This window comes from Variovorax sp. Soil_C_33 (assembly GCF_057656935.1).
Map to the genome: position 1 here is coordinate 18,898 of NZ_JBDGJK010000006.1, position 21,986 is coordinate 40,883.

Below are 21,986 nucleotides of genomic sequence, written 5' to 3' on the forward strand. Positions count from 1 at the left end.
CGAACTACGCCTCGTCATTGCCATCCTGCGGCGTGACGCCGCGGGCTCTCGCCTTCCGGTCGCCATGGGTGATTCGGACTTCGCACAGCTGTGCGTCAGGACGCCCCCGCGCCATCCATCGCGCGACGTGCGGGGTCGCCCCGCTCGTGCCCGACAAGTGGGCCGTGGTGCCGCTCCAGAAGCCGGGCACCGTTCGGCCCGGCAGCATGGCGCTGCGATCGGCCGCGCCGTAGACGTCGGGACCGCGCCGCCGGGCCTTGTTGAGCGTCGGCCCGTTCGCGGAATACCCGCTCACAGCCTTTTCCCGCAAACGGAAGGCGCCAACGACCACCACGTTTTCGCCATTGGCAACGCTGCTGAGCGTGTACTCGTCGTCGACGTAACGGCTGGGATCATTGACGAAGCGGGTCTGCTGTGGCCGCCGAGCGCCGATCAGGATGTCGTTGCGCTCCACCCAGGCATGGACGGTGACGCCCGCGTCGATCGTGGTCGAGACCTCGATCGACCACGGGCCGTAGAGGGCCTCGCCGCCGCCCTCGTCGAGCGCAGTGGTCGAACGGATCGCCAGCAAAACCATCGTGCCGCTGAGGCCCTGTGCCACGCGGCGCGCGAAGACCACGCTGGCGAGCGTGCGGTCGCCGACGCACAGGCTCGCCGCCTTGCCGACTGACACGGCCTGCGAACGGCAGCCGTTGGGCGCGATGACCTCGACGGTGACTGCTTCGGCATGCACCGCCTTTTCGTCGACCGGAAGCCAGACTTCGATATACGACTCGCGCGGGTTGTCCGGCGGAACAATGAAATCGAAGCGGCCCGGCTTTCCCTTGCGGGCGTGGCGAACCGCGTGCACGTTGGTGCCGGCGGTATTGCCGGCTGCGATCGCGATCTGGACGCGGCTGTCTCCGCCGAGCTCGGCCAGCGCGAGTTCGGTGATGGTGCTGCCGTCATGCGGCCCCGCGATGCTCCCGAGGCTGATGTTGATGTTGCAGCGATAGTCCTTCTTCCCGATCAATTGGGCGACGTCGCGCGTGCGCTGCGCGAGGTAGCGCGCGCCGTCGACGACGTAGACGCCGAGTGATCCCCCCGAGGTGTCGGCAACGGTCTCGGTTGGCAGCTGCACGAACATCAGCAGGAACTTTCCCCATGACTCCGGCCTGTGACTGTTCCATGCAACATGCAGCACCCCCGCGCCGTGGGTGCGTCCGGCATCGCCCCATTGAGGGCGATGGAGCCCTTCCGCATAGAGACGGCGCTCTCCGGCCTCGCCGCGCTCCGGAAACGCCGCCAGCACCTCATCGATCTCCGAGTTCCACAATTCCTCGCCGTAGGACACGCCGTCAAAGCGGGTCCACGGCAACTGCGGAAGCTCCTTCGCGTTCTGGTCCCACACGAGCAGGAAGTCGCTGCGGCCATGGCTGCGGAAGCCTTCGTGGCCGAGGCAGCAGCCATCGTCGATGACGCCGATCGTGCGCAGGATCGCGGAATCCTCGGCGCTCGCGTCGGCCGCGGCTTCGAGCGCGGCCTCGGTCTGAGCCACGGCCTCATCCGCAGCCGCGGTCGTCTGTGAAGCCGTCGGCTGAGGCGGTCGCGAGAGGTGGTCGGCCGCAGGTTGGCCTTGCCCGATGGCGTCCGGCAGGCCGCCGCGCGCGAGGCCGAGCTGGAAGCGCACCAACACGCCGCTGCGAACGGCCTCGATCAGGTTCTCCAGGGTGTCGACCGGCACGCAGGCCGTGACATAGCGGGAGGACGGCCCCTGGGCGGTCGGGAAGTTGAGCGGATTCGATGCGACGATGGCGGCGATGTGCTCCCAGCCAGGCGCATCGGTGGCGGGCTGCCTGGGCAACTCCATCAGCACCCGCACATGCGCCGGCCTGCCATCGCCGAAACCTTCCCAGTCGCTGAGCTCCGCCCAGACCAGATAGGGATCGATCGCGAAGGGACTGTCCAGACGATGGTGCGTATCCGCCTCCGTCCACACGGGCGAAGAGGAGGGCATCATCGCTCCTTCCACTCGGCGACGGCCTGTTGCCACAACCAGGCGAAGGAGGCGGCGGCGCTGGGCGCCGTGCCCGACGGGGGATGCGCGGCATACCTGACGTAGTTCCACAGCATGTCGGCGAGCTCGATCCCGCCCTTCGTATCGCGCGGAAAGTGAATGCCCGCCACGACCCGGTTGAACGAGATCCGGCTCGCCAGGCGCAGCATCATTGTTTTCAGGTCCGCGCGCCACTTTGCCTGCCACGGGGGCACGCAGTCTTGCGGCAGCGCATCGTCGATGATCCCGAGAAGAAGATGGGCGATGAAATACGCTTCTGCCGCGTGGCCCATGGGGTAGGTGGTGTACGAAGGCGTCGGGATCATCGGCTGGATGCGCGGCGACAGCTCGTTGGGCCGCGGCAGGTTGAACACCATCTTGACGCGCTGGGTGATGTGCGACGCGAATGCGACCCCGGCCGACAGCACGTCCAGTGTCCGCGGCGTGGTGTTGGCATTGAGCGGGAGGATGTTGGCCCAGAACGCGGGATTGAAAGTAAGCTGCGCCATGATCTCGGGCGAGCGAGCGAGCCGGTTCAGGGCTGCTGCCTCGACCAGGCCCAGCTCGCTCTTCAGGTCGTCGACCGACGGCGCTACCAGTTCGCCAAGAGGTTGCGGAGCGCCCGGTGCTTCCTGCATGTTGTGGTGAACCCCGTAGTAGAGCAAGACCTTGTCGCGGGTGCCGGCCACGGTGATTCGGCTCAGCAGTTCGCCTGCCACGATCTGGCTGCGCACCCGACCCGACACCGCCAGCAGCGCGGCCGGACCTTTGGCGCGCGGCCAGCATGGCGGGTCAATACCGGGCGTCGCGAGCTCCTCCGGCGAAGTGCCCTGCACCAGCAGCTCGCGCGCCAGGTTGAGCGCCATTGCCGTCGACTGGCCGCGGCGTCCGCCTTGCCCGACGTCGCCGCCGTCCCAGCCATCCCACCCGTCCCAGCCATCCCATCCGTCCCAACCATCCCATCCGTCCTGTGTGCTCATGGCATTTTTCCTTGTTGGTCAATGTGAAGGGGACGCGTTCCCCCCAGCGGCAGGCCTGCCGCGTGCAATGCGTCGCCGAAAAGTTCCGCCAGGCCCGAGCGGCCGCCGGGCGACCGCGCGACGTAGTCGCGCACGGTGAGGCCGGGCTCCAGCTGCAGGATATGGCGCACCGTGGCAGCGGCTTCGTCGGTGCGCCCCGTCAGCGACTGCGCGATCGCGAGCACGCGGTGACTGGAGATGTGCTGGCTGTTGAGGCGCAACGACGACTTCGCTGCTGAGATTGCGCGCTCATAGTCGCCGCCCGTGAGCGCCGCACTCGCGAGCAGGCTTTCGTAGAAATGACGGGAGGGATCGAAAGGCGACAGGCTGAGCGCCTTCTCGATGTGTGCGAGCGCGCCCTTGCCATCGCCGCGGAAGCTGCGCTCGTTGCCCTTCTGCAGCCAGGTCAATGACTCGTTGGGGTTGGATGCCAGCGCAGCGTCGTACATGCGCTCGGCCGCATCCAGATCTTTCAGGTAGCTCGTGTGGACGTTGCCGGCCATCGTGAGGGCGAGCGAGGATTCGGGGTCGATGTCGAGTGCCTGCTGGGCGTACGAAAGCGCCTGCTGCCCATCCCGGTCACGGTCGCTCGACCAGCCCTGAACGACCCGGAACAGGTGCCAGCGCGCGAGCCAGGCAAGCGGCGTCGGATGGCGCGGGGCGCGCTCGTGCAGCGCGAGCAGCGCCGCGTGCGCCTGGTCGAATTCGACTTGCGACAGCCGATACAGGCGGCAGATCGCAGCGAGCAGCAGCGTGTGGGAGGCCAGGTTCGGCAGCGGGGTGCAGCTCGCGCGCCGCGACTCGAAGCCGAAGATCGCGCTGGCGATGCCGTTCACCAGTGCGCCGATCAGCATGCTGTCGATGTGCAGCGCCGCGTCCTGGCTGTCGCTCACGGTGTCGGCCCAAACTACCTGACTGGTTTCGGCCGATGCCAGTTCGGCCTGCACGGTGACCTTCTTGCCTGACAGGAAGAACCTGCCCGAGACGATGAAGTCTGCATGCAACAGCTCGGCCAACTCGCGCACCGAATGGTCCCGTCCGCGCAGCGCGGTCGTCGACAGGCGCGAGATGACGCAGATCGCATTGCTGCGCGCGAGCGCACCGATCACCTGGTCGGCCAGGATGTCGCCGATGCCGAAGCCACTGCCATCCTCGCGGTACGGCACGAACGGCATGACGGCGATCGTGGGATTGAGCGCCATTGGAGTACCCGGGCCCCGTGACTCGTGTGCAACTTCCTCGGAGGGCCTGACGCGATAGAGATGCACCGGCATGGTGACATGCTTGAGGTAGCACGCGCCGAGGTCCTCGAGGCGCCCGTCGAGCCCGTCGACGAGCTGGCCGGCCACCGCGGCGGAGACGATCGTCCCGCCCGCACTGGCCTGGCTCGTGATGCGGGCCGCGAGATTCACGCCGCGCCCGAAAAGCGCGTTCTCGCCGGCGAACACGCCGGCGCAATGCACGCCGATGCGCCAGCGGATCTGGTCATCGACCGGGAGCTGAGAGTTGCCACGATGCGCTTGCGCGTGCAGGCGGGCAGCGCATGCGACGGCGGCTCGCGCGTCGGGGAATTCGAGCACCAAGCCATCGCCGCGGCTTTCGAGCACCACACCACCATGCATCGCGACGATGCCGCGTGCGACCTCGCCCAACAGACGGGAGATGCGTTGAACCGCTCCCGCCTCGTCGCGTTCGATCAACCTCACCGACTCGACCACGTCAGCGAAGGCGATGATCTTGTCCGTGTAGCGCAGCTCGGCAGAAAAATGATTGACCGCGTTCACTGACGTCCGCGGTGTGTGAGCAGTTGAGTTGGCCGCTCGGGCCGGAAGACAGTCATTCGCTGCGCGCTCCTCGAGCCAGCGAGAATAGCCGTGAGAGGCCGTCCTGACAATGGCCCGAACAGCCTGCCTCGGCGCCGCGCGCGTCGGTACGGCGGTGTGCGGTCGCATGGATTCGGGCGATTGAGCGAGCGCACAGGCCATGGCGGCACCCTATGCGCTCAGGTGCAACCCGCGCATCCCTCGCCCGGTGGACGTTTCAAGGCAGGAGGCCTGGATGCACAGGACCGTCGGCGGCAAGCCCTCAGAACTGCGTCTGGCCGCTACCGGTGCGATCGTGCGTCTGCTTCACCTTCATCGAGAAGCGGCGAGAAGATCACCACCCAGGGCCGCGACGGCCGAAACGGGATAAGGGCCTTTGCGCCGCACCGCCCGGACGAACTCGATGGCCTGCACCTGCTGCGCGCTGTACTCGGCAGCAGGGCCGGCCGGGAAATGCTTCGGGTCCTTGTCCATGGCGATCAGCAGCAGGTCGTCCGTCGTCAACGGATCCGAGCCTTGGGCACGGTCCCCCAGGCCGACCTCGAGTGCGAAGGCCCATTCCGCCGGCGCCGCCGGATCCTTGCGCAGCATGCGCGCCGCGAGCTTCGCGGCATGGGGACTCAGCCGGGCGATCATTGCAAAACATTCATCCAGATCCACGTAGACCTCCTCCAAAGTTGGCCGGGGGATGCTGCCAGCGCCGGCGAAATCGGCTGTAGGCGGCTTCCGTGATCCGGCGTCGGCCTTGCACGCACCACGGCTGCGCAGGCCCGGAAAACTGATTTCCATCCGCCTCCTTGCGCTGTCCGGCCGCCTTGCGCAAACTGCGGCGCCACCAAGGAGACGACATGGACGAGACACTGCAGCAGGAACTGCTGATCCGCCGGCTGGTCGAGCGCTGGGCGGTCTGGCGCGACGCCGGCGACTGGGAACGCTTCGCCACCGTGTGGCATCCCGAGGGCGTGATGATGGCCACCTGGTTCCAGGGGCCGTTTCGCGAGTTCATCCGCGTCACGCAGGAGGGCTGGGCCAAGGGCGTGAGCATCCTGCACTTCCTGGGCGGCTCGGCCATCGAGGTGGCGGGCGAGCGGGCCCTCGCGCAGACCAAGATGACCATCTCGCAGCGCGGCATGGTGGAGGGCGTGCTCTGCGACGTGGTGTGCACCGGCCGCTTCTACGACTTCATCGTCAGGCATGAAGGCGAATGGAAGCTGCTGCATCGCCAGCCGATCTACGAGAAGGACCGCATCGATCCGGTCGACCCTGCCTCCACCGTCGAGCTCGATGCGCAGGCGCTGGCGAAGTTTCCCGAGGGCTATCGCCATCTCGCCTACATCCAGACCCGCATCGGCTACACGGTCAAGCCCGACATGCCGATGCTCAAGGGCGAGGCGGTCGAGGCGCTGTACCGTCGCGGCGCCGCGTGGCTCGCCGGCGGCGCGCTCGAGCGCTGAGCGCGGAGGCCTGCCATGGACCCGTGCCTCACCCGCCGCGCGGCGCTCGGCGCCGCGCTGGCGTTCACCGCATGCGCGGCCGTCGCGCAGGGCGCTTATCCCGACCATCCGCTGCGCATCGTCGTGCCGCAGCCGGCGGGCGGCGGCTTCGACTTCGTCGCCCGCACGCTGTCCGACCGCCTGGGCAGGCAGCTGGGCCAGCCGGTGGTGGTCGAGAACCGGCCGGGCTCGGGCACGGTCGTCGGCACCGACCTGGTTGCCAAGGCGCCGGCCGACGGCTACACGCTGCTGCTGGGCTCGGTCTCGAACCTGGCCCTCAACATGGGCATGTACCGCAACCTGCCCTACGACAGCCTGCGCGACTTCGAGCCGCTGGGCCTGGCCGTGGCCTACAGCTACACGCTGATGGCGCGCAAGGAGCTGCCGCAAGCCACGCTGAAGGAAGTGATCGCCTACGCCAAGGCCAACCCGAAGAAGCTCAACTACGCATCGGCCGGCAACGGCTCGGGCCAGCACGTGATCGCCGCGGCGCTGTGGCATGCGGCGGGCGTGGAGCTGACCCACGTGCCCTATCGCGGGGCGCAGGCGGCCTACCAGGACCTGATCGGCGGCCGCGTCGACCTGTTCTTCGATCTCTCGTCGACCGCGCGCACCCAGGTCGATGCCGGCGCGGTGCGCGCGCTCGCGGTGTCCGGTGCGGCGCGCATCCCGACGCAGCCCGACATCCCGACCATCGCGCAGACCGGCGCGGCGCCGCTGGAGCTCGAATCGTGGTTCGGCCTGTTCGCGCCGGCGAAGACGCCGCCCGCCATCCTGGAGCGCCTGCGCACCGAGCTCGCACGCGTGATCGCGATGCCGGAAGTGGCCGAGACCTTCCGCAAGGCCGGCGGCAAGCCGCTCGCCCTTTCGGCCGCCGAGACGCGCGCGCTGGTGCAGAAGGACGTGGAGCGCTGGAGCCGGATCGTGCGCGAGCTCGACATCCGGCCCGAATGAGCGCTCAGCCGTTGCGGAACAGAAAGCTGTAGGCATTGAGCGCCGGCACGCCGCCCAGGTGGGCATAGAGCACCTTCGAGCCCGGCGCGAACTCGCCGCGGCGCACCTTGTCGATCATTCCGTGCATCGACTTGCCCTCGTACACGGGGTCGGTCAGCATGCCTTCCTGCCGCGCGCAGAGGCGGATGGCTTCCAGCGTGCCTTCGTTGGGCAGCCCGTATTCGGGGCCGCCGTAGCGTGTGTCCAGAATCACGTCCTCCTCGGTGACGTCGCGGCCCAACCCGACGAGCTCGGCGGTGCCGCGCGCGATGCGCAGGATCTGCGCCCGGGTCTGCTCGGGCTTGGCCGATGCGTCGATGCCGATGACGCGGTCCGCACGGCCGTCGGCCGCGAAGCCGACCACCATGCCGGCCTGCGTGCTGCCGGTGACAGAGCAGACCACGATGTAGTCGAACTTGAAGCCCAGCTCTGCCTCCTGTGCGCGCACCTCTTCCGCGAAGCCGACGAAGCCCAGGCCGCCGTAAGGGTGCTCGGAGCAGCCGGCCGGGATCGGGAAGGGCTTGCCGCCGGCCTTGCGCACGTCTTCCATGGCCTGCTCCCAGCTGGGGCGGATGCCGATGTCGAAGCCGGCGGCGTCCAGGCGCACATCGGCGCCGAGGATGCGCGACATCTCGATGTTGCCCACGCGGTCGTAGACGGCATCCGAATAGTTGACCCAGTTCTCCTGCACCAGCACGCACTTCATGCCCAGATGCGCGGCCACGGCTGCGACCTGGCGCGTCTGGTTCGACTGGATGCCGCCGATGGACACCAGCGTGTCGCAGCCCTGGGCCAGCGCCTCGGGGATCAGGTACTCGAGCTTGCGCGTCTTGTTGCCGCCGAAGGCCAGGCCGCTGTTGCAGTCCTCGCGTTTGGCGTAGAGATCGACCTTGCCGCCGAGGTGCGCGCTCAGGCGCTTGAGCGGCTGGATCGGCGTCGGGCCGAAGGTCAGCGGATAACGGGGATAGCGGCTCAGGTTCATGGCGGTGCTCCTTGGGACAGCGATGGAGACATCGTAGGAAGAAGTGCGGTTCACAGGGTTGTGAAAACCTGTCTTTCAACGCACCATGAGCGTTCTGTTGATCCATTTCTCAGCGCTTCATTTCACGATGACTAGAATTCAAGCAATAAAAGTGCGCGGCGCGCCGGAAGCGCCGCCTGTACTCGATCGCACCGACAAATCGATACTTCGCGCACTGCAGCGCGATGCCTCGATCTCTAACGTGGCGCTGGCCGCCAAGGTCCATCTGAGCCCGCCCGCCTGCCTGCGCCGCGTCGATCGGCTGAAGCGCTCGGGACTGATCGGCGCCACGGTCGCGCTGATGAATCCGAAGGCGCTGGGCGCCGGCATGCTGGTGATGATCGGCGTGGTGCTCGACCGCTCGACGCCCGAATCCTTCAGCGCCTTCGAAAAGGCGGCGGTGAAGATCTCCGGCTGCATGGAGTGCCACGTCGTGACCGGCGAGTTCGACTACTTCATGCTGGTGCGCACCGCCGACAGCGAGAGCTTCAACCGGCTGCACGCCGAGCAGCTGCTCTACCTGCCGGGCGTGCGGCAGATCCGGTCCTTCATGGTGCTCAAGCAGGTGCTGTCGACGACGCAGATTCCCTTGCCGTGATTCAGGCCGCTGCGTCGAACCGCTCGCTCATAGCTGATCCGTCGGCACGAACCACGAAAACAGCAGCAGCTGCAGCCGCGTCAGCAGGCTCGAGTCGGGCTCGTCGTCGAGCACCTCGTTGGTCTCGTCGCCGGTGCCCACCCATTGCACGCTCTGGCCGTCGGGCTTGAGGACCACGCGGTAGACGCCCTCGATGTCGTCCAGCAGGTAGGCATAGAGCAGCGCCTGCGTGAGCTCGAAGCTGTGCACGCGCACGCCGAACTCGGTGTTGAGCCGCTCGGAGCGCGGGTCGAGGTTCATCGAGCCGAGCAGCACCCACTCGCGGTCGATCAGGGCCAGCTTGGCATGCAGGCGGCCGCGGGCCTGGCGCAGCAGGCGGCGGATCTGCGTGTTGCGTTTCAGCTGCTGCGTACTCAGCTCGAGCAGTTCCACGCCTTCCTGCAGCAGCGCGACGCGAAAGCGGTTGTAGTTGACATTGACCAGCGGCTCGTCGCTGTCGGCCAGCGAGTTGGTGATGATGGTGATGCGCAGGCCGCGCGCGCGGGCCGCGCGGATCCGCGCCATGCCCTCGTCGCCGGGGATGAAGTAGGGCGAGACCACCAGCACCTGCGACTTGGCGCTGGCCACGGTGGCGTACCAGCGGTGCGCCAGCGTCTCCGTGCCGGGCGGCCGGGTTCCCAGCGCCTTGTTCGGGCTGTCGGACAGGGCCTGGGCCTCGGCGCGCATCCAGTGCAGCTCGCCGCGCGCGAGCTGCTCGCCAAGGGGCGGCTCGCTGAGGATGTCGCTTTCCGGCGGCGCATCGGGCCAGGGGGCATGGGCCTCCGAGGTGGCGAGGTCGAACTCGGCCACCAGCTTTTCAGTCGGGTCGGCCGCGCGCACCATGCGCTGCAAGGGGTAGACCACGTCGCTGTTCCAGTAGTCGTCGAAGATGCGCGCGGACTGCGGCACCACCGGGCCGGCCATCAGCAGCTCGAAGTCGATGAAGTTCGCGCCTTCGCTGCGCAGGAAATACTCGTCCGCGAGGTTGCGCCCGCCCGCGATCGCGATGGCGCCGTCGGCGATGAAGAGCTTGTTGTGCATGCGGTGGTTGAGCCGCTTGAAGTCGGTGAAGAAATCCAGCCAGCGCGTGGCCGTGTGCTCGCGCCCGTTCACGAAAGGGTTGAACAGGCGCACCTCGGCCTTCGGCTCGGCGGCCAGCGCCAGCAGCAGGCGGTCGAGTCCGCCCGTATAGAAGTCGTCGAGCAGGAGGCGTACCCGCACGCCGCGGCGGGCGGCATCGCGCAGCTCGCGCAGGATCAGGAGGCCGGTCTTGTCCTTGCCGAGCTGGTAGGACTGCACGTCCAGTGAAGCCTGCGCGCGGCGGATCAGCTCGAGCCTGGCGTCCAGCGCGAAGCTGGCCTGGGGCAGGGGCCGCACGGCCGACAAGTTGTCGGGCTGGGTGTTGATGGGGGCGACGATGCGGCCGAGCTCGGTCTTGGCGGAGACCGGTATCGCCAGCTCCGGCGCTTGGGGTTCTCTGGCCGGCAGGCCGGCGCAGCCCGCGGCAAGACAGGCCAGCCCGATCGTGGCGTGCCGCAGCAGCGGAAGAAGACGGGTGAAAAGGTCTGGCATGGCGCGGGGGATGGATGGTAGCCGCGCGAACCTGCCTCAAGGAGCAGCCGCTCCAGGGGATTGTTGAGTTTTCATTTAATTCACCAATAGAATGCGAATCACTCTTAACAAGATTTCGGGACGAGGGTTTGAACTCCAACTTTTCCGCGCGGCGACAGGCCGCATCGCTCCTGGCCGGATGCCTGGCCGTTTCTGGGTCGTCGCAGGTCTTCGCGCAGGCGGCGAGTGAGGCTGTCCTGCCCACTGTGCGGGTCGACGCCAGCGCCGAAGCCGAAACCGCCACCACCCCCGTGATCGGCTACCGCGCGAAGAACGCCGCAACCGCGACCAAGACCGACACGCCGCTGTCCGAAACGCCGCAGGCGGTGACGGTGATCACGCGCGACCAGATCGTGGACCAGGGCGCGACCAACCTGCAGGACGCGCTGGGCTATGCGGCCGGCGTGCGTTCCGACGCCTATGGCCTCGACGCGCGCACCGATTCCTTCCGCGTTCGCGGCGCCTATCCCGATGTCTACCTCGATGGTCTGCGCCAGGCCTACGGCTACTACACCAGCACCACGCGCACCGAGCCGTACATGCTCGAGCGCCTGGAGGTGCTGCGCGGACCTTCGGGCATGTTGTTCGGATCGGGCACCGCGGCCGGCATCATCAACATGGTGAGCAAGCGGCCCTTGCTCGAAACCCAGCGTGAAGTGGGCATCCAGTACGGCAGCTGGAACCGCAGGCAGATCCAGGCCGACCTGACCGGCCCGCTGACCGCGGACGGCCAGTGGTCCTACCGGCTGATCGCAGTGCAGCGCAAGGCCGACACGCAGGTCGACTTCGTGCCCGACGACCGCAGCCTGATCGCGCCCTCGCTGACCTGGCGTCCCAGCGCGGCGACCTCGCTCACGCTGCAGGGCCTCTACCAGAAGGACAAGAGCGGAACGACCTCGCAGTTCTTTCCGTGGGAAGGCACGATCCTGCCGAATCCGAACGGCCGCCTGCCGACCAGCCGCTTCATCGGCGAGCCCGGCGACTACTACGACAGCGAGCGCAAGACTGTCGGCTGGCTGTTCGAGCACAAGTTCAACGAGAACTTCACCTTCCGCCAGAACTTCCGCCACGCGCAGAACGAGAACGACAACAGCTACCACTGGGCAGACGCCTTCACCATCCCCGGGGGCTGGGGCGCCGACCCGGTGGGCAAGCGCATCCTGTCGCGCTTCCTCGACAGCGGCCTCACGCGCAACCGCATCGACACGCTGGACAATCATCTCGAGAGCCACTTCGACACCGGCGCGCTCAAGCACACGCTGCTGGTCGGCGCGGACTACCAGCGCCATCGCGAGAACGTGTGGGTCGGGATGTCCACCAGCGAGATCGACGCCTATGCGCCGATCTACGGCAACCGGATCGAGCCCGAACGCTTCGCGCGGCCACGCACCACGCAGCGCGCGACCGGCATCTACCTGCAGGACCAGATCAAGCTGGGCAACTGGAACTTCATCGCCGGCCTGCGGCATGACCGCGCTGTGGCCGGCGCCGAAGGCAGCGAGGACGCCAGGGACAGCGCGACCAGCAAGCGCTTCGGCGTGCTGTATGCCTTCCCCTCGGGCTGGTCGCCTTACGTGAGCTATGCCGAGTCCTTCACGCCGCAGTCGCCTCGCGACGGCCAGGTGTTCACGCCGCTGCGCGGCGAGCAGTGGGAAGCGGGCGTCAAGTACGAGCCCGCGGGCCGCGGCCTGGCCTTCAATGCCGCGGTCTACGACCTGCGCGAGAAGAACCAGATCGCACAGCCGATCCCCGACGTCTACACGCAGATCGGCGAGACCAAGACGCGCGGCGTCGAGCTCGAGGCCAAGGGCTCGATCACGCCGAACCTGGACATCACGGCGCACTACAACTACACCGACCTGGACCCGCAGCTCGAAGGGCTGCCGCGCCACCAGGCGGCCGTCTGGGCCAAATATCGCTTTGCCATCGCCGGCACGCCAGGCTTCTCGGCCGGCGCGGGCGTGCGCTACATGGGCGCCTTCCGCGACGTCTCCTTCGGCGGCTACGGCCCGCGCATCCCCAGCGTCGCGCTGCTGGACCTCGTGTTCGCCTACGAGACCGCGAAGTGGCGCTATGCGCTGAACATCAACAACGCGACGGACAAGGAGTACTTCAGCACCTGCCTCGCGCGCGGCGACTGCTGGTGGGGCACGCGCCGCAACGTGGTGGCGAGCGCCACCTACCGCTTCTAACGCTCCCCGAGAGAACCGCGATGAACAGCCGACGAATCAAGACCTGGGCCTGGGTGCACAAGTGGAGCAGCCTGGTCTGCACCGTGTTCATGCTGCTCCTGTGCATCACCGGGCTGCCGCTGATCTTCCACCACGAGATCGGCCACCTGTTGGGCACCGAGGTCGATGCACCGAAGATGCCGGCCGGCACGCCGCGCGCGAGCCTGGACCGCGTGATCGAGGTCGCGCACGCGCTGCATCCGGAACGCGTGGTGCAGTTCGTCTCGCAGCCGGAGGACGACGACGGCCTGTGGTTCGTCACGCTCACGCCGACGCCGGCGCCGACGGATGACTTCAAGTCGGTTGCGGTCGACGCGCGCACGGCCAAGGTGCTGGCGCAGCCCAAGTTCGACGAGGGCTTCATGTACGTGATGTTCAAGCTGCACGTCGACCTGTTCGCGGGGTTGCCCGGCAAGCTGTTCCTCGGCTTCATGGGCCTGCTGCTGCTGGTGGCGATCGTCTCCGGCGTGGTGCTCTATTCGCCCTTCATGCGCAAGCTCGACTTCGGCACCGTGCGGCGCGAGCGCCGGCCGCGCCTGAAGTGGCTGGACCTGCACAACCTGCTCGGCATCGTGACCCTGGTGTGGGCCTTCACGGTCGGCGCCACCGGCATGATCAACACCTGGGCCGACCTGATCATCAAGTACTGGCAGTACGACCAGCTGAGCACGCTGCTGGCGCCCTACCAGGGGCAGCCCGAAGTGCCGAAAGCCGAGCGCGGCTCGGTGCAGCGCTCGCTGGAGCTGGCGCTGCAACGCGCGCCGGACACCAAGGTGTCCTTCATCGCCTTCCCGGGCACGGCATTCTCGAGCCCGCACCACAACACCGTCTTCCTGCGCGGCAACGAGCCCTTCACTTCGCGCCTGCTGCAGCCGGTGCTGGTCGACGCCAAGACCAACGAAGTGACGGCCAGTCCCCAGCTTCCGTGGTACCTCACGGCGCTGCTGGTCTCGCAGCCGCTGCACTTCGGCGACTACGGCGGCATGCCGATGCAGATCATCTGGGCGCTGCTCGACATCGCCACCATCATCGTGCTGGGCAGCGGGCTCTACCTGTGGCTCAAGCGCGGCAGCGCGGTGCCGGCCGCGGCGCGTGCCGGCGAGGCGGAGCACCAGGCCGTCCCGCTGGCGCAGCCCGCCGCGACGGCGAAGGCGGGCTCATGACGAAGCACCACCATCGCCCCCGCTTCTGGCACATGTGGGGCTGGCCGATCGTGCTGGGCGTGCTGACCTGCATCGGGCTGGTGTCGGCGCTCTTCAGCGACGGCGGCGCCGGCGATGCGCTGGCATGGGTCGCCCTCGGCATTCCGTGCGCGGTTTGTGCCTGGTACGGCTGGCGCCGGCCGGCGCGGCGTTCGTAGGACCCGCAGCCGGTCCAGCGCCATAGGGTCTTGCCCGTCGCGGCGGCGCCGCGGCCGGCCGCAGAATCGCCGCGATGAATTCCTCCGTCGCCAAGGCTTGGCTGCTGCTTCTTTCCGCCTCCGCCGCCCAGGCGCAGGATGCCGAGTCCGCGCCCACGCTGCGCGAGATCACGGTCTCCACGCCGCGCGGCGCGGCGCGGCCCTTCGACGTGCCCGGTTCGGTCGACCGCGTGGAAGGCAGCGAGATGCGCGATGCGCGCCTGCAGGTGAACCTGTCCGAAAGCCTGGGCGCGGTGCCGGGACTGCAGGTCCAGAACCGCCAGAACTACGCGCAGGACCTGCAGCTGTCGATACGCGGCTTCGGCGCGCGCTCCACCTTCGGCGTGCGCGGCGTGCGCCTCTATGTCGACGGCATCCCGGCTACGCTGCCTGACGGCCAGGGCCAGACCTCCAACATCGACATCGCCTCGGCCGATCGCGTCGAGATCCTGCGCGGTCCTTTCTCGGCGCTGTACGGCAATTCCTCGGGCGGCGTGGTGCAGGTGTTCACCGAGGAAGGGCAGGGGCCGCCGACGCTCGGCTTCTCGGTCGCCGGCGGCAGCTTCGGCACCGCGCGCATCGGCAGCAAGCTCAGCGGTTCCTCGGGCGCGGTCGATTACCTGCTGAGCGCCAGCCGCTTCCACACCGACGGCTGGCGCGAGCACAGCGCGGCCGACCGCGAGATCCAGAACGGCAAGCTGGGCTTCCGGCTCGATGACGGCAGCAAGCTCACGCTGGTCTTCAACAGCGTGCACCTCTACGCCCAGGATCCGCTGGGACTGTCGGCCGCCCAGTACGCGCTGAACCCGCGCGGCGTCGATCCGGCCGCCACGCAGTTCGACACGCGCAAGACCGTGGACCAGCAGCAGCTCGGCCTGACTTACGAGCGCCGCATCGATGCCGTGAACACGCTGCGCCTGATGGTCTATGGCGGCCAGCGCAGCACCGTGCAGTTCCAGGCGATCCCGACCTTCGTGCAGCAGAACCCGCTGCATGCCGGCGGCGTGATCGACCTGGCGCGCGACTATGGCGGCGTGGACCTGCGCTGGAGCTCGAGGCTGCAGCTGGCCGACCGGCCCTTCGACCTGGTCGCCGGCCTAGCCTACGACGAGCTGCGCGAGCGCCGCCGCGGCTGGGAGAACTTCGTCGGCCCGTCCAGCGCGCCGCTGGCGCAGGGCGTGCTGGGCCGGCTGCGCCGCAACGAGCGCAACGAGGTGCGCAATCTCGATCCCTATGTGCAGGGCAGCTGGCGCTTCGCCGATCGCTGGACGCTCGAAGCCGGCGTGCGACGCAGTACCGTGCGCTTTTCATCCAACGATCTCTACATCGCCGGCACGAACCGCGACGACAGCGGCAGCGCGCTACCGCAAGACCTTGCCCGTGGCCTCGCTGCGCTACGAGGCCACGCCCGATCTGGCGCTCTACGCCTCCGCCGGCCGCGGCTTCGAGACGCCGACGCTCAACGAGCTCTCCTACCGCGCCGACGGCATCGGCGGGCTCAACTTCGCGCTGCAGCCTTCGGTCAACACCAGCGTCGAGGTCGGCGCCAAGGCGCGGCTGGCGGGCGGCCTGCTCACCGCGGCGCTGTTCCAGACCCGAACGCGCGACGAGATCGTAACCAACACCAACTTCGGCGGCCGCGCCACCTTCCAGAACGCCGGCCGTACCCAGCGTGACGGCTTCGAGCTCTCCTGGCTGCACGAAACGGCGAACCACTGGCGCACGCAGCTGGCCTACACCTGGCTCGATGCGCGCTACCGCGATGGCTTCTGCTCGCCGACGCCCTGCAGCGCGATCAGCACCGTGCCCGCGGGCAACCGCATCCCCGGGATCGCGCAGCACGCGCTCTTCGCCTCCTTCGGCTGGGTACCGCCCGAAGGCTGGCGCGCCGGCACCGAACTGCGCGTAGTTGGGCGCATCCAGGCCAACGACCGCAACGACGCTGCAGCACCCGGCTACGCGGTGGTGGCGCTCTATGCGGGCTACCTCAAGCGCTGGAAACGCTGGGAGTTCAATGCCTTCGCGCGCGTGGACAACGTCTTCGATCGGCGCTACATCGGTTCGGTGATCGTCAACGAGTCGAACCTGCGCTATTTCGAACCCTCCCCGGGCCGCAACTGGACGATCGGCATGGGAGCGGCGTATCGTTTCTGAATGGACTTCAGGGATCGACGCGACGCAGGCCGCAAGCTCGCCAAGGCACTGGACGCATGGCGAGGGCGGCCCGACGTCGTCGTGCTCGCATTGCCGCGCGGGGGCGTGCCGGTAGCCTGGGAAGTCGCGCGCTTCCTGGGCGCTCCGCTCGACGCGCTGGTGGTACGCAAGCTCGGCTTTCCGGGCCAGGAAGAATTCGCAATGGGCGCCATCGCATCGGGCGGCGTGCGCGTGATGTCGGAGCTGCCCGGCTTCTGGCCGGTGTCACAGGAGGCCATCGAGGCCGTGGTCGCGCGCGAAACGCAGGAGTTGGCGCGGCGCGAAGAGCTCTACCGCGACCAGCGCGCGCCGCTCGCGCTGGCGGGGCGTGTCGTGATCCTGGTCGACGACGGTCTCGCCACCGGCGCCACCATGCATGCAGCCGTGCTCGCGGCGCGGGCCGCGCAGCCGCAGCGCATCATCGTGGCGGTGCCGGTGGCTTCGCGCGAGGCGGTGCAGTTGCTCGGCACCGTGGCCGACGAGGTGGTGAGCGTCTTCACGCCCGAGCACTTCCGGGCGGTCGGCCTCTGGTATGCGGACTTCGGGCAGACCAGCGACGACGAGGTGCGAGAACTGCTGCGCCAGCGGCGCTGACGCTCAGAGTCCGGCGGCCGCGCGCAGCGCCGTTGCCTGGCTCGTGCTCTCCCAGGTGAACTCGGGCTCTTCGCGGCCGAAATGGCCGTAGGCGGCGGTCTTGCCGTAGATCGGGCGCAGCAGGTCGAGCATCTGGATGATGCCCTTGGGACGCAGGTCGAAGTGTTCCTGCACCAGCGCGGCGATCTTCTCGTCGGAGATCACGCCTGTGCCCTCGGTGTAGACCGTCACGTTCATCGGCTTGGCCACGCCGATCGCATAGGCGACCTGGATCTGGCACTGGCGCGCGAGGCCGGCGGCCACGATGTTCTTGGCCACGTAGCGCGCCGCGTAGGCGGCCGAGCGGTCGACCTTGCTCGGGTCCTTGCCGGAGAACGCGCCGCCCCCGTGCGGGCAGGCGCCGCCGTAGGTGTCGACGATGATCTTGCGGCCGGTGAGGCCGCAGTCGCCCTGCGGGCCGCCGATGACGAAGCGGCCGGTCGGGTTGATCAGGTACTTCGTCTCCTTGAGCCACTCCTTGGGAAGCACCGGCTTGATGATCTCCTCGATCACCGCCTCGATGAAGCTGCCCTTCATCTTGGTCGGCGTCTCGCTCTGGTCGGGGTGGTGCTGGGTGGAGAGCACGACGGTGTCGATGCTGTGCGGCTTGCCGTCCACGTAGCGCATCGTGACCTGGCTCTTGGCGTCCGGGCGCAGGAAGGGCAGGCGGCCGTCCTTGCGCAACTGCGCCTGGCGCTCCACCAGTCGGTGGGCGTAGTAGATCGGCGCGGGCATCAACTCGGGCGTTTCGTCGCAGGCATAGCCGAACATCAGGCCCTGGTCGCCGGCGCCGGTGTTGAGGTGGTCGTCGCTCGCATGGTCCACGCCCTGCGCGATGTCGTTGGACTGCTTGTCGTAGCAGACCATCACGGCGCAGCCCTTGTAGTCGATGCCGTAGTCGGTGTTGTCGTAGCCGATGCGCTTGATGGTGTCGCGCGCCACCTGGATGTAGTCGACGTGCGCATTGGTCGTGATCTCGCCGGCCAGCACCACGAGGCCGGTGTTGGTCAGCGTCTCTGCGGCCACGCGGCTGCGCGGGTCCTGCGCGAAGATCGCGTCCAGAATTGCGTCCGAGATCTGGTCCGCCACCTTGTCGGGATGGCCTTCGGAAACCGATTCGGAAGTGAAGAGAAAGTCGTTCGCCATTTCGATGAAACTCCATGCAAGTGAATTGGCGCGTTGCCAACCCGGTAGGAGCCTTGGCGAACGCTTTAGCAGTGATGTTTAACGTCGCCCTGCAAGTAGTTCCATAACTCAGCGACAATTTGCATTCTATTCGAGCCGCGTTACCCTGCGCGCGCGTCCTGGTTTTCACCCCCCTCCGTGTCGATGATTGCTTTGTTTCGATTGCTCGCCCGTGTGCCGCTGCCCCTGATGCATGCGCTAGGCGGCTTGCTGGGCTGGCTGGTCTGGTGGCTGGCGCCGACCTACCGAAAGCGCTTCAAGGACAACGCCGAGAGCGCCGGCTTCACGCCTGTCCAATACCGGCCGGCCATTGCCGCGGCGGGCGCCATGGCGGCCGAGTTGCCGTGGCTGTGGGCACGGCCGCAGGGCGAGAGCGTGCTGCCGCGCATCGTCCGGTGGGAGGGGGTGGCCGAACTGGAGGCCGCATTGGCCGCGCGCAAGGGCGTGATCATCATCTCGCCGCATATCGGCAGTTGGGAGACCCTGGGGCAGGCGGTCGGCGAGCGCTTCGTCGATGCCTACGGCCCGATCACTGCCTTGTTCAGGCCGGCCCGCAAGAAATGGATGGCCGCACTGATCGCCGGTTCGCGCGACCGGCGCGGTCTGCAGACGCTGCCGACCAGCGTGAGCGGGGTGCGCGGGTTGATGCGCACGCTGCGCGCCGGCGGCTATACCGGCATCCTGCCGGACCAGGTGCCGCCGCTGGGGCAGGGCGTGTGGGCGCCTTTCTTCGGCCGGCCCGCCTACACGATGACCTTGCTGCCGCGTCTCGCGCAGCAGACCGGTTCGCGCGTGTTCCTTGCCGTCTGCGAGCGGCTTCCGCGGGGCGCCGGCTACGCGATTCGCATCGAGCCCTTCGACGGCACCGCGTTGAACGATCCTAAAGCGACGCCCGAAGCCGCTGCGACGGCCCTGAACGAAGGCATCGAACGGCTCATCCGCCGGCTGCCGGGCCAGTATGTCTGGGACTATGCGCGCTACAAGCGGCCGCGCGGCGAGGCGGCGCCCGCAGCGGCAGCGCAGGCGGCACCATGAGCCTGTCGTCCCAACTGGGCATCGGCTTCATGCGCACGCTGGCCCATGTGCCCCTGCCGCTGGTACGTGGCTTCGGCGCATTTCTGGGCCGCGTTCTGCATGTCGTCGCGGCGCGGCGCCGGCGCGTGGTCGATACCAATCTCGCGTTGTGCTTCCCGAACAAGTCGCCCGAGGAGCGGCGCCGCATCGCGCGCGAAACCTTCGTCTATGTGGCGCAGTCCTGGCTCGATCGCAGCTGGCTCTGGCACGCGCCGGAGACCACGGTGGCCGCCCGGCTCAAGGTGAAAGGGTCGGCGCGGGAGATCGACGAGATCGCCAATGGCAGCGAGCCGATGATCCTGTTCGCGCCGCACTTCTACGGCCTCGATGCGGCAGCGACCGCGCTGACCATGCACACGGCGCGGCCCTCGACAACCATCTACACCACGCAGCGCGACCCGCTGGTGGACGAGTGGATTCGCGAAGGGCGCAAACGCTTCGGCAACGTGGTCGCGCTGAACCGGGTCGACGGCATCAAGCCGATCGTCGCGGGCCTGCGCAAGGGTGGCTTGCTGTACCTGCTGCCCGACATGGACTTCGGCCGCGACCAGACAGTCTTCGTGCCCTTCTACGGCGTGCCTGCCTCGACCGTGCCCTCGCTGTCGCGCTTCGCCCGCCTGGGCCGGGCCAAGGTCGTGCCGGTGGTGTCGAAGCTCACCCGCGCGGGCTACGAGATCGAGGTGCTGCCGGCCTGGCAGGACTTCCCGAGCGAGGACGTGGTGGCCGACACCGCCCTGATGAACGAGCGTCTGCAGGGCTACATCGACACCATGCCCTCGCAGTACTACTGGGTGCACCGGCGCTTCAAGACGCGGCCGGACGGCATGGCGCCGGTGTATTAGGCCCGCCGGCTTTTTTCACTTCGCTTCGCTGCGTGTAACTCCACCCCCCGCGGGGGAAGGCGCGGCCCGCCTTGGGGCGGCCCGGCGGCGGCCGCAGTCTCTCTATTGAGCCCGCTGCAGGAAGGCTTCGATCTCGCTCGCGACGTACTGCGGCTGCTCGTGCACGATCCAGTGCGTGGCGCCCGGCACCTTCTTGATCTCGAGCTTCGGCACGTAGTCTTCCAGCCCTTCGAGCAGTCCCGGCAGCAATGCGGCGTCGTCGAGTGCCCAGAAGACGAAGGTGGGCACATTCACCACCAGCCGCTCGCGCGGCAGCGTCGGAATCTCCGACGGCTTGCCGGGCAAGGCCGGCTTCATCGGCGTGACGCGGTAGAGGTTGCAGGCGCCGGTCAGGCCTGCGTCCCACACCTCGCGGTACTGCTTCTTGACATCCTCGGTCAGCCAGCCGAAGCCGTCCGCCCCCGCCTTCATCAGCGTGAAGAAGGGCCACATGCGCTTGTAGTCGTCGGCAGAGAGCAGCGCCTCGGCATCGGGCCGCGCGAGGAAGTTCATGTAGGCGCTCGCGGCCTGCTGCGCCGGGTTGTCGAGCAGCTCGCGCGTGAAGGTGCCCGGATGCGGCGAGTTGATGATCACCAGCTTGCCCAGCTTGTCGGGGTGCTGGTTGGCATAGCCCCAGCCGAAGGCGCCGCCCCAATCATGCGCCACCAGCGCCTCGATGCGGCCGTCCGCATTCTCGCTTTGGGCGAGCTGCTCGATGTCCTGCACCAGCAGGTGCGCGCGGTAGGCCGATACCTCGGTGGGCGAGCTCGATTTCTCGAAGCCGCGCAGGTTCGGCGCCACGCAGCGGTAGCCGCCGTGCTCGGGGCTCGCGAAGTATTCGAGCAGCTCGTCCCAGATGAAAGCGGCCTCGGGAAAGCCGTGCAGGAACACCATCAGCGGCCGGCCGGGCGCGCCCGCGGCGCGGCAGCTGAGCGTGGTGCCGTTGGGCAGCGCGCGCGCAAAGGTTTCGATCATGGCTCGTTGTCTCCTTCTTCTGTCGGTTCTGCCGGCTGCTCGTCCTGCGGATGGGCCCAGCGCCACAGCAGTTCGGCCGCCTCGTCGACCCCCTGTTGCTTCAAGGCCGAGAACAGTTTGACCTCGCCGCCGCCGGCCTGCAGTCGCGCAATCGACAGCGCCTTGGCGCCTTCCGAGCGCGTGAGCTTGTCGGCCTTGGTCAGGAGCACCAGGAACTTGAGCCCCTGTTCGACCCGCGGGCGGATGACCTCCAGCAGGATGTCGTCGAGTTCGGTGAGGCCGTGGCGCGGGTCGCACATCAGCACCACGCCGCGCAGGTTCTCGCGCGTCATGAGGTAATTGCCCATGACGCGCTGCCAGCGCAGCTTGGCCTCGCGCGGCACGGCCGCATAGCCGTAGCCCGGCAGGTCGGCCAGCACGGCGTCGTCGACTTTCTGCTTGCCGACGCCGAACAGGTTGATGTGCTGCGTGCGCCCGGGCGTCTTGGAGGCGAAGGCCAGGCGCGTCTGCTGGGTGAGCGTATTGATGGCGGTCGACTTGCCGGCGTTCGAACGCCCGACGAAGGCGATCTCCGGCAGCTCGAAGGCCGGCAGATGTTCCAGCTGCGGCGCGCTGGTGAGGAAGTGCGCGGTGTGCAGCCAGCCGCGTGCGACGCGGATGCGTTCGGCAGCCGCGGCATCGACGACGGGGGCCTTGCGGGAAGGGGGAGTGGCCGGCAGGCGCCGCGGGGTGGTCATCGATGAGCTTTCGGAACGGGGCGCCATTGTAGAATCGCGCGGTTTT

The 21,986-nt window shown here is 68.1% G+C and carries 18 protein-coding genes and 1 pseudogene; 10 read left to right on the forward strand and 9 right to left on the reverse strand.

What is annotated here, in order from left to right:
* Positions 1–4 precede the first annotated feature (4 nt).
* The 4 genes from AC3A6B_RS10885 to AC3A6B_RS10900 all read right to left on the reverse strand — a co-directional run bounded on the left by AC3A6B_RS10885 (position 5) and on the right by AC3A6B_RS10900 (position 5,666).
* Entirely contained in the window at positions 5–1,996 is a 1,992-nt protein-coding gene (locus AC3A6B_RS10885; RefSeq protein ID WP_487836727.1) for a S8 family serine peptidase, read from the reverse strand.
* A complete protein-coding gene (locus AC3A6B_RS10890; RefSeq protein WP_487836728.1) occupies positions 1,996–3,015 on the reverse strand; it encodes a phosphatase PAP2 family protein in 1,020 nt (339 codons plus the stop codon). Before AC3A6B_RS10890 ends, AC3A6B_RS10885 begins: the two co-directional genes overlap by 1 nt.
* On the reverse strand, positions 3,012–5,039 hold the full coding sequence (locus tag AC3A6B_RS10895) for an adenylate/guanylate cyclase domain-containing protein (RefSeq protein ID WP_487836729.1): 2,028 nt from the start codon (positions 5,037–5,039) through the stop codon (positions 3,012–3,014). Before AC3A6B_RS10895 ends, AC3A6B_RS10890 begins: the two co-directional genes overlap by 4 nt.
* Positions 5,040–5,189: 150 nt before the next feature.
* Positions 5,190–5,666 carry a hypothetical protein gene (locus AC3A6B_RS10900; RefSeq protein WP_487836730.1) on the reverse strand — a complete coding sequence of 159 codons (477 nt, stop codon included), beginning with the start codon at positions 5,664–5,666 and terminating at the stop codon, positions 5,190–5,192.
* 59 nt (positions 5,667–5,725) lie between these two features.
* On the opposite strand from AC3A6B_RS10900, the gene AC3A6B_RS10905 reads away from it, so the two are divergent.
* Together AC3A6B_RS10905 and AC3A6B_RS10910 are read left to right on the forward strand one after the other, a co-directional pair.
* On the forward strand, positions 5,726–6,331 hold the full coding sequence (locus tag AC3A6B_RS10905) for a nuclear transport factor 2 family protein (protein WP_487836731.1): 606 nt from the start codon (positions 5,726–5,728) through the stop codon (positions 6,329–6,331).
* A gap of 15 nt (positions 6,332–6,346) precedes the next feature.
* Positions 6,347–7,324: a Bug family tripartite tricarboxylate transporter substrate binding protein gene (locus AC3A6B_RS10910; protein ID WP_487836732.1), complete on the forward strand. Its 978-nt coding sequence runs from the start codon at positions 6,347–6,349 to the stop codon at positions 7,322–7,324.
* Positions 7,325–7,328: 4 nt separating this feature from the next.
* Here the strand turns inward: AC3A6B_RS10910 and AC3A6B_RS10915 are convergent, their stop codons facing one another.
* Positions 7,329–8,345 carry a 1-aminocyclopropane-1-carboxylate deaminase gene (locus tag AC3A6B_RS10915; protein WP_487836733.1) on the reverse strand — a complete coding sequence of 339 codons (1,017 nt, stop codon included), beginning with the start codon at positions 8,343–8,345 and terminating at the stop codon, positions 7,329–7,331.
* A 127-nt stretch (positions 8,346–8,472) separates the two neighbouring features.
* On the opposite strand from AC3A6B_RS10915, the gene AC3A6B_RS10920 reads away from it, so the two are divergent.
* A complete protein-coding gene (locus tag AC3A6B_RS10920) occupies positions 8,473–8,982 on the forward strand; it encodes an Lrp/AsnC family transcriptional regulator (RefSeq protein ID WP_487836734.1) in 510 nt (169 codons plus the stop codon).
* Positions 8,983–9,009: 27 nt separating this feature from the next.
* Here the strand turns inward: AC3A6B_RS10920 and AC3A6B_RS10925 are convergent, their stop codons facing one another.
* Positions 9,010–10,593, reverse strand: a complete 1,584-nt coding sequence (locus AC3A6B_RS10925) for a phospholipase D family protein (protein WP_487836735.1) — start codon at positions 10,591–10,593, stop codon at positions 9,010–9,012.
* Between the two features lie 128 nt (positions 10,594–10,721).
* On the opposite strand from AC3A6B_RS10925, the gene AC3A6B_RS10930 reads away from it, so the two are divergent.
* The 5 genes and pseudogenes from AC3A6B_RS10930 to AC3A6B_RS10950 all read left to right on the forward strand — a co-directional run bounded on the left by AC3A6B_RS10930 (position 10,722) and on the right by AC3A6B_RS10950 (position 17,049).
* Positions 10,722–12,824 (forward strand): TonB-dependent siderophore receptor, encoded by a 2,103-nt coding sequence (locus tag AC3A6B_RS10930; protein ID WP_487836736.1) that lies wholly within the window; start codon positions 10,722–10,724, stop codon positions 12,822–12,824.
* A gap of 20 nt (positions 12,825–12,844) precedes the next feature.
* Positions 12,845–14,026, forward strand: a complete 1,182-nt coding sequence (locus tag AC3A6B_RS10935; protein ID WP_487836737.1) for a PepSY-associated TM helix domain-containing protein — start codon at positions 12,845–12,847, stop codon at positions 14,024–14,026.
* Positions 14,023–14,223 carry a hypothetical protein gene (locus AC3A6B_RS10940; RefSeq protein WP_214694505.1) on the forward strand — a complete coding sequence of 67 codons (201 nt, stop codon included), beginning with the start codon at positions 14,023–14,025 and terminating at the stop codon, positions 14,221–14,223. The genes AC3A6B_RS10935 and AC3A6B_RS10940 overlap by 4 nt, the downstream gene beginning before the upstream one ends.
* Before the next feature lie 74 nt (positions 14,224–14,297).
* Positions 14,298–16,416, forward strand: a pseudogene (locus tag AC3A6B_RS10945) (TonB-dependent receptor family protein).
* Positions 16,417–17,049 (forward strand): phosphoribosyltransferase, encoded by a 633-nt coding sequence (locus AC3A6B_RS10950; protein ID WP_487836738.1) that lies wholly within the window; start codon positions 16,417–16,419, stop codon positions 17,047–17,049. It begins immediately after the preceding pseudogene.
* Positions 17,050–17,052: 3 nt separating this feature from the next.
* Here AC3A6B_RS10950 and metK read toward each other — a convergent pair whose 3' ends face one another.
* Positions 17,053–18,234: a methionine adenosyltransferase gene (gene metK, locus AC3A6B_RS10955; RefSeq protein WP_126837504.1), complete on the reverse strand. Its 1,182-nt coding sequence runs from the start codon at positions 18,232–18,234 to the stop codon at positions 17,053–17,055.
* A 183-nt stretch (positions 18,235–18,417) separates the two neighbouring features.
* Between metK and AC3A6B_RS10960 the strand changes: the two genes are divergently transcribed.
* Positions 18,418–19,308, forward strand: a complete 891-nt coding sequence (locus AC3A6B_RS10960; RefSeq protein WP_487836739.1) for a lysophospholipid acyltransferase family protein — start codon at positions 18,418–18,420, stop codon at positions 19,306–19,308.
* Positions 19,305–20,189 (forward strand): lysophospholipid acyltransferase family protein, encoded by an 885-nt coding sequence (locus AC3A6B_RS10965; protein WP_487836740.1) that lies wholly within the window; start codon positions 19,305–19,307, stop codon positions 20,187–20,189. Before AC3A6B_RS10960 ends, AC3A6B_RS10965 begins: the two co-directional genes overlap by 4 nt.
* Before the next feature lie 102 nt (positions 20,190–20,291).
* Here AC3A6B_RS10965 and AC3A6B_RS10970 read toward each other — a convergent pair whose 3' ends face one another.
* Both AC3A6B_RS10970 and yihA read right to left on the reverse strand, forming a co-directional pair.
* Positions 20,292–21,203, reverse strand: coding sequence for an alpha/beta fold hydrolase (locus tag AC3A6B_RS10970; RefSeq protein ID WP_487836741.1), 912 nt, complete (start codon positions 21,201–21,203; stop codon positions 20,292–20,294).
* The gene (gene yihA, locus AC3A6B_RS10975; RefSeq protein ID WP_487836742.1) at positions 21,200–21,940 is read right to left on the reverse strand and encodes a ribosome biogenesis GTP-binding protein YihA/YsxC; all 741 of its coding nucleotides are present in this window, start codon (positions 21,938–21,940) and stop codon (positions 21,200–21,202) included. The genes AC3A6B_RS10970 and yihA overlap by 4 nt, the downstream gene beginning before the upstream one ends.
* Between the last annotated feature and the right edge of the window lie 46 nt (positions 21,941–21,986).